This is a genomic window from Agrococcus sp. HG114 (assembly GCF_024723325.1).
In the GTDB taxonomy this organism is placed as follows: domain Bacteria; phylum Actinomycetota; class Actinomycetes; order Actinomycetales; family Microbacteriaceae; genus Agrococcus.
This window is the reverse complement of sequence record NZ_JANQCH010000180.1, coordinates 1-3,103: the sequence shown is the minus strand read 5'-3', so window position 1 is coordinate 3,103 and position 3,103 is coordinate 1. Positions and strand designations below refer to the sequence as shown.

Genomic DNA, 3,103 nt, shown 5'->3' with positions numbered 1-3,103 from the left:
GCCCTCGAGGAGCGCCGCGTCGGCGGCGCGGCCGTCGAACGGCCAGCACGCCTCGGGCGTGACCTGCGCGAGCCGCCGCAGCGTCTCGTGCACCGCGCGCTCGGGCGCGACGCCGATCGCGGAGGCGCGCACCTTGTTGACGACGATGCGCAGCCGCGCGTGCGGCACGAGCTCGCGCAGCTCCGGGAGCGTGCGCACGAGGCGCGCGATGCCGACCGCGTCGCCGCCCGCGACCACGACGACCTCGTCGGCGGTCTCGAGCGCCGCGAGCGTCGCGGCGTGGCGGCGAGGGGCGAACAGGTCGCTCGAGATCTCCTCGTCGCGCTCGAGGCTCGCCGCGACGTCGACCACCGTGCTCTCGGCCCAGTCCCGGCAGCGCTCGAGCACCTCCGCGACGCGGTCGGAGCCCAGCTCGGGCCAGCGGCTCGCGCGCCCGATGCCGGTCAGCACCCGCAGCACGCCGCCCATGGTCGGCACCTGCTGCGCGATGCGGTCGAGCTCGTCGACCGTGAGGCTGCCCGCTCGCGCGAGCCGCGCCGCCGCAGCGAAGCCCGGCGACTCGTCGAGGAGCCCGAGGGCCGGGGCGACGGAGGCGCTCGTGGTGTCGGCGTCGACGAGCGCGACGCGCTGGCCGAGCGCGACGAGCTCGGCGGCGAGGGCGATCGCGGCTGTCGTGCGCCCGGGCGCGCCCGCGGGACCCCAGACGGCGATGACGCGCCCGCGAGCCCTCGCAGCCGAGGGCCGCAGCTCGTCGCCCGTCGGACGCGCCGCGGCCTCGATCGCGGCGAACCCCCCGTCCCACGCGACCGCGTCGAGCCCGAGCGTGTGGGCGCGCGCTCGCTCCGCGGCGTCGTCGGCGAGGGCCACGAGCCGCAGCCCGCGACGATCGCACTCCTCGACGAGCGCCCGGCTCGCGTGGTGCTCGTCGGCGACCACCAGCACGAGGTCGACGCGCGGCTCGGCGTCGGCCGCGCGCGCGCCGAGCCGCTCGAGGAGATCCGCCGCGCTCGCGGCGCGGATCACCACGCGGTGCCCGTGGCGCGAGGCCTCGCGGACGATCGCGTCCTCCCGCTCGAGCGGTGCGGAGACAGCGAGCCCGATCATGGCGCAGCCGCCACCGGCCGGGCGAGCGGCACGACGCTGACCGCGTGGTCGTTCGCGATCGCCTCGAGGAGCCGCGCGGTCTCGTCGGCGGGCACGAGCAGCTCGAGCTGGGCGCCGGCCGAGGCGAGGATGCCCTCGTCCTCCACGAGCCCCACGACGATCGCCTCGTCGACGAGCACCGCGGGCGCCTGGAAGCCCTCGTCACCCGGCGCAGCCGTCCAGACGTCGACGAGCGCACCCGCCCGCACCGCTGTCGGGAGCGCGCCCTCGAGCTCGATGACGACCGCGGCGCGATCGTGCCCCGCCTCGTCGCCGAGCGCGCGCAGCGGCAGCACCTCGCCCTCGCCGACCGTGCCGGCGACCACCATGCCCACCGGGTCGGCCTGGGCGGTCAGGTACCGCTCGGACGACTGCGGCATCCGCACCTCCACCGGCTGCAGGTCGCCGGCCGCGATCGTCTCCCCGGGCAGGAGCGTGCGCGTCGCAGCCCACGCTCGCTCGGTGCTCGCCGACTGCTGCACCACGAGCCACACGCCGGCGACCGACGCGAGCACGAGCGCGACGCCGATCACCAGCCTCGGATCCATCCACGTGCGACGTGCCGCCATCACGAGCTCCTCCCTCGGTGGCACGAGCGTCGCAGAGGGGCTGCGCGCGTCGCTGAAGTTCTCCACAGGTTCCGCGCGCCCGCGATGCCGCTGGCCCACAATGGGGCCATGTCGATCGCACCCCGGCGCTTCCTCGCGGTCGCCGACGTCGCCGAGGTGCTCGGCACATCGCCGACCTCGATCGTCGAGCTGCTCGAGTCGGGCGAGCTCATCGGCGTCCGCGTGCGCGGCGCGTGGCGCGTCGCGGACGACGAGGTGCAGGCGTGGATCGACCGCGAGCTCGAGCTCGAGCGCCGCCGGGGGCTGTGGCGCCAGGCGCAGTCCGCGAGCGTCGCGGACCTGTTCGGGCCGGCCTGAACCCGCTCCGAGCCGAAGCTCGTCTCAGGGCAGCCGCACCCAGTCGAACGCGGAGAACGGCACGATGCGCCATGCGCGCACGCTCTCGCGCCGAGGGTGGTCGCCGAGCTCGTGCACCGCGAGGTCGAGGTGGTCGCGGCCGACCCGGTCGATCGTGCCCGCGATCGGCGTCCGCCCCTCGAGGATCACCGGGGCCCGGCGGCGCGCGAGGTCCCTGAGCGCGAACGCGAAGCTCAGCCGGGCCTGCAGCTCGCCCGACTCGCGCACGGCCCGCACCGACGCGCCGGCTCCGTCGGCGTCGAGCTCGACGCCGACGATCGACTGCAGCGGCACGATCGCGCCGCTCTCGGCAGGGGCCCCCTCGAGCACGATCCCGTTCAGCCAGTCGCGGCCGAGCGCCATGCGGCGCAGCCGCACGCGCCCGCCGCCGCGGAGCGAGAGGTCCAGCGTGCGGGGCGCCGCGGCGATGCGGTCGCGCAGCTCGAGCCGGCCGATCCGGAACCGCTCCTCCTCCGCCTCGAGGTCGCGCCGCTCGGCGCCCAGCTCGGCCTCGAGCTGGCTCTCGAGATCGTCGAAGAGGTCCTCGAACCGCACCGCGCGAACCTATCCGTCCGCGAGGGCCGAGGCGCACCGGTTGTCCACAGGGCAGAAGTGCCCATCCCCCTAGGCGGCCGCCTCCCGCTACGTTCGCCCCCACGACGGTGCCCGCGCACCGACGTCGCGACGACGCGAGGGGGCAGCGTGCAGGTGCAGAGGCGACGGATGACGGCGGTCGACGCCGACGAGTTCTTCGACTTCCAGCGGTGCTCCTCGGCAGGGCTCCCGGATCCCGTGCCGCTGCTCGAGAACCTCGCCGCGTGCGTCATCGAGATCCTGCTCGGCGTGCGCGATGTGCAGCAGATCGCGCGGTGGGTGACCGAGCCGACCTACGACCAGCTCACGGGCCGCGCGCTCGCGGCGCGCCGTCGGCGCGCGCTGCAGGCGTCGCGCTCGGTGCCCGGCTTCGAGGTGCGCAGCGTGCGCGCGTGCCACCC

5 protein-coding genes are annotated in these 3,103 nt (G+C 76.2%); 2 read left to right on the top strand and 3 right to left on the bottom strand.

The annotated features are described in order from the left end of the window. Together NWP09_RS12310 and NWP09_RS12305 are read right to left on the bottom strand one after the other, a co-directional pair. Positions 1 to 1,104 (bottom strand): regulator (locus tag NWP09_RS12310; RefSeq protein ID WP_258275792.1); only part of this gene is annotated, 1,104 nt, incomplete at its 3' end. Next, positions 1,101 to 1,712 carry a flagellar biosynthesis protein FlgA gene (locus tag NWP09_RS12305; protein ID WP_258275791.1) on the bottom strand — a complete coding sequence of 204 codons (612 nt, stop codon included), beginning with the start codon at positions 1,710 to 1,712 and terminating at the stop codon, positions 1,101 to 1,103. The genes NWP09_RS12305 and NWP09_RS12310, both read right to left, overlap by 4 nt. Before the next feature lie 108 nt (positions 1,713 to 1,820). Here NWP09_RS12305 and NWP09_RS12300 point away from each other — a divergent pair, with 108 nt between their 5' ends. Continuing rightward, positions 1,821 to 2,069: a helix-turn-helix domain-containing protein gene (locus NWP09_RS12300; RefSeq protein ID WP_258275790.1), complete on the top strand. Its 249-nt coding sequence runs from the start codon at positions 1,821 to 1,823 to the stop codon at positions 2,067 to 2,069. A gap of 24 nt (positions 2,070 to 2,093) precedes the next feature. On the opposite strand, the gene NWP09_RS12295 is transcribed toward NWP09_RS12300, so the two are convergent. Beyond that, positions 2,094 to 2,663, bottom strand: coding sequence for a hypothetical protein (locus tag NWP09_RS12295; protein WP_258275789.1), 570 nt, complete (start codon positions 2,661 to 2,663; stop codon positions 2,094 to 2,096). 147 nt (positions 2,664 to 2,810) lie between these two features. Here NWP09_RS12295 and NWP09_RS12290 point away from each other — a divergent pair. Continuing rightward, on the top strand, positions 2,811 to 3,103 hold a 293-nt coding region (locus NWP09_RS12290; RefSeq protein ID WP_258275788.1), incomplete at its 3' end, for an Rv3235 family protein.

Excerpts from the sequence above, each read along its gene's own strand:
- NWP09_RS12305 (WP_258275791.1), bottom strand. The coding sequence starts at position 1,712 with ATGGCGGCACGTCGCACGTGGATGGATCCGAGGCTGGTGATCGGCGTC.
- NWP09_RS12300 (WP_258275790.1), top strand. The coding sequence starts at position 1,821 with ATGTCGATCGCACCCCGGCGCTTCCTCGCGGTCGCCGACGTCGCCGAG.